The following is a 3,459-nucleotide window of genomic DNA, read 5'->3' as shown; positions in this document are numbered from 1 at the left end:
GCCTGCAGCGTAGTAGGGGGGCGGGGCGGCGGGGGCGCTGCGCTCCTGGCGTTCGTCGCGGGTGGTGTCGGGCGCGGTGCGCTCGTCCCATCCGGGCTGCTGGTGCTGGGCAGGTGCGGCCTGGCCTGCGGCGGGTCCTGCGGTGGCGAGGTTTCCGCGCGTTCCCTGGCTTTGGGCCCAGCCGGACTGCTGGAGTTCTTTGAGCACGCGGCGGCTGGTACGGGGGGAGACTCCCCAGCGGCGTTCGATCTCGCGTCCGGTGGGCAGCCATGAGCCGGGCGGGATGCGTCCTGCGGTGATGTCGTGGATCAGCTCGTTGCAGATGTGGGCATAGAGGACGGGAGCCTCACCCGTGGTGTGTGCCTGCTGGCGGCCCTGATCTTCGTTCTGATCTTGGCCCAATGCGGCCACCGTCCCCTCTTGCGCATGGTTGATGCGCTGCGACTTTACCGTTTCGCGATCTCACCCTAGCGCGGACGGCTTCGCACTCCAAGGTTTGCACTTTCTACCCGAGAGGCACCCTTTCGTACGTACGAAGCCGTACCAAAGCGGTCCGACAAGGTACACAAGCGGAGGTGGCTCGTGGAGTTCAAGATCGACACCGCGGGGCGGTCATTCATCGTCGCGGATCAGCCGGAACAGCGGGTGGACTTCGAGACGAAGGCTCCGCGCACGAACACGGAGGGGGTGCCGCTGTTCTCGGTGCGGCTGCTGGTGATGGACGGGACGGGGAGCGCGCCGATCAAGGTCGGGCTGGTGGGTGACCCGGGCATCGGTCAGGGGCTGGCGGTGCGGCCGGTGGGGCTGGCGCTCAACGTGATCGAGCGGCGGGGCGACGTGGTGACGTGGTGGACGGCGGAGCGGCTGGAGCCGGGGCCGCTGGCGGGCGGCGGCGCGGCGGACGGCGCGGGCGGCGGGTCGGGGTCGGGCCGGTCGGGCCGGTCCGGGAAGGACGGCGAGTAATGGGGCTCTTCGGTGGTCGGGCGATTCCGGGTGACGTGCTGGTGGCGGTCGGCGCGCCGGACGCGGGGCGTCCGGGGTCAACCTTCGTGGTGGGCGTGGGGGCGGCCGGTCTGGCGAGGGTGCAGTACACGGCGGCGGACGGGTCCGGGCCGCTGTGGATGCGGCGTGCCGAGGTCGGGGAGCGGCGGCGGCGTCGGGTGCTGCGTCGGGTGCTGGCGGTGGTGCCGGAGCGTCCGGCGGGGCGTGGGCAGGGGGCGGCGCCGTACGGCTGGGTCTCGGTCTCGGCGGGCGGCGCCGCTGCCTGGGTGCCGCTCTCGCCTGATCAGCGGGTAGGCGGGGTCGCGGTCGTGGCGCTGGTCGGCGGGCTGGTCCCGGCGGACGTCTGGGCGGAGCTGCGGGCGCGGGAAGCCGAGTGGCGCGCGCGTCAGGCGGGGCAGGTGCCTGGGGGGCCGGTGCCGGATCCGGCGGTGTTGGAGGGCACGCGGCGGGACTGGGGCGTGCCGGTGGACGCGGACGCGACCCGGCACGATGCCGCGACGTCGGGCCCGTGGGACCGGCGGGTTGCCGGGGCTCCGGCGGAGGATGGCGGGCTGTGGACCGACACCGGATACAACGGCGGTCCCCGGTCTGCGGAGGGTGAGGGCTGGCCGGGGATCCGGCACGGTCAGGGGCGCGGGGGCGTGTGGTGAGCGGCGCTCGGCGTCCCCGGGACGTGCATGCGCCCGGACGGGTCGGGCTGCCGCCGCTGCGGCAGCGGCCCGACCTGCCGGTCCGCGCGAAGCTCACGCCCGGCTCGGTCCTGGTCCTGTGGCTGGTGCGGCCGTCGTGGCTGTGGCGTCGGGAGTTGGCGGCGCTGGTGCTGCTGGCGGTGGCTGGCGCGGGGCTGGCCGGGGGCGGTGCTGCTCCCGGTGTGGCTGGCGGGGTCGGTCGCGGTGGTGCCGTGGTCGCGTCGGTGGTGCGTGCGGGCGTGGCGGCGGGGCCGTCTGCGTCGGCACTGGGACCGGGCGGCGCGGTTCGCGGGCCTGACGACGATCAACGACCGGATACCGCGAATCAGGCGGGCTGCGCAGGTTCCTGCCGGTGACCGGCTGCTTGTCCGTGTGCCTCGTGGGGCGACGGTGGATGAGCTGGCGGGCGAGGCTGAGCGGGTGGCGGCGGTGCTGCGGGTGCGGGAGGTGCGCGTTCGGCGGGACCTGGAGCGCGCGGATCTGGCGCATGTGGACATCGTGCGGCGGAACCCGTTCGCTTCCCCGGACGGGGAGCCGGTGCGGCTGCCTTGGCCGTGGGCGCGGGCGGGTCAGTCCTGCCTGTGGGACTCGGTTCCGGTCGCGGTGGACGACATGGGCGACGCGGTGTACCTGCGGCTACCGGGCAAGAACGTCCTTTTGGGGGGTGAACCGGAGGCGGGCAAGTCGGCGGCGCTGTCGCTGCTGCTGGGTGCGGCGGCCCTGGACCCGTGGGTGAACATCGTCGGCCTGGATGCCAAGCGGCTGGAACTGGCGCTCTGGCGGCCGGTGCTGTCCCGCGTGGCGTACAACAGCATGGATGACGCCATCGGTCTGCTGGAAGACCAGATCAAGGACATGGACCGCAGGTATGAGCTGCTGGAGCGGGCCGGGCGGCGGTCCTGGGGCCGGTCGGACGGTCCGCTGACGGTGGTGGCGGTGGATGAGCTGCGGTTCTACACCGCCAATCCCAACCGGCGGGCGGCGGCGCACTTCACTGACCTGGCTATCGACCTGATGGCGCGGGGCCGGGCGGCAGGCATCGTCGGCCTGATGGCCACACAGAAACCCTCGGGCGATGTGGTGAAGACGAGTCTGCGGGACCTGATCGCCTACCGGTGGGCGATGCGGTGCACGACTCGGGACGCTTCCGACACGATCCTTGGGGCGGGCATGGCGGCGGCGGGCTATGACGCCTCTGATGTGGACGTCAACGCGCGCGGCGTGGGGCTCCTGCACGCGGAGGGCGGCATGCCGCGCCTGTGCAAGAGCTACTTCCTGGACGACAACGAAATCAGGTCGATTGCGGCGCGGGGAGCGGCGCTGCGGCGGCTGGTGGCCGGTGACCGCGTGATCTGAGCGGTCCGGCTCTCCCCTTCTACCCACACCAACACAAGGGCTCCGTGCGGCGGGGTCGGCGGGAGCGTGCCCGCCGCACGGGCCTGGATGGGAGCGACGGTGACGATCTCTCGGGAGCTGGCGCGGCGGGTGTGCCCGTGCGCGGCGGACGTGGCGGGGCGGGTCTACCCGCTGCCGGTGGACCGGATGGGCGATGAGGCTGTGTCGGCGGGCCTCGTGCGGGACGTGGCGGATCTGCTGGCGGGCTCGGGGCTGCCGGTGATCGAAACCGACAGCCCGGACTGGTACGCGCTGTGGTGGTGCCTGCACCGGTTCGCCTTCGGCCACAACGCGCGGGGGCGGCACGCCATCGACCCCGGCGACGACTCGGACGCGGGGGCGGGGGGTGAGGCTTTGTGACGCTGTACGGGAG

5 protein-coding genes are annotated in these 3,459 nt (G+C 73.3%); 4 read left to right on the top strand and 1 reads right to left on the bottom strand.

What is annotated here, in order from left to right; genetic code table 11:
* Positions 1–411, bottom strand: a 411-nt coding sequence (locus DMH08_RS39005) for a GntR family transcriptional regulator (RefSeq protein WP_125621281.1), incomplete at its 3' end; no start/stop codon positions are given.
* A 171-nt stretch (positions 412–582) separates the two neighbouring features.
* Between DMH08_RS39005 and DMH08_RS39000 the strand changes: the two genes are divergently transcribed.
* From DMH08_RS39000 to DMH08_RS42550, 4 genes are all read left to right on the top strand, one after another.
* Entirely contained in the window at positions 583–963 is a 381-nt protein-coding gene (locus DMH08_RS39000) for a hypothetical protein (RefSeq protein WP_125621279.1), read from the top strand.
* On the top strand, positions 963–1,652 hold the full coding sequence (locus DMH08_RS38995; RefSeq protein ID WP_125621277.1) for a hypothetical protein: 690 nt from the start codon (positions 963–965) through the stop codon (positions 1,650–1,652). Before DMH08_RS39000 ends, DMH08_RS38995 begins: the two co-directional genes overlap by 1 nt.
* A gap of 429 nt (positions 1,653–2,081) precedes the next feature.
* A complete protein-coding gene (locus tag DMH08_RS38990; RefSeq protein ID WP_125621275.1) occupies positions 2,082–3,047 on the top strand; it encodes an FtsK/SpoIIIE domain-containing protein in 966 nt (321 codons plus the stop codon).
* Positions 3,048–3,146: 99 nt separating this feature from the next.
* Entirely contained in the window at positions 3,147–3,446 is a 300-nt protein-coding gene (locus tag DMH08_RS42550) for a hypothetical protein (protein ID WP_125621273.1), read from the top strand.
* Positions 3,447–3,459: the final 13 nt, after the last annotated feature.

The organism is Actinomadura sp. WAC 06369 (assembly GCF_003947565.1).
Classification (GTDB): domain Bacteria; phylum Actinomycetota; class Actinomycetes; order Streptosporangiales; family Streptosporangiaceae; genus Spirillospora; species Spirillospora rifamycini.
This window is presented reverse-complemented; position numbering and strand designations above follow the sequence as displayed.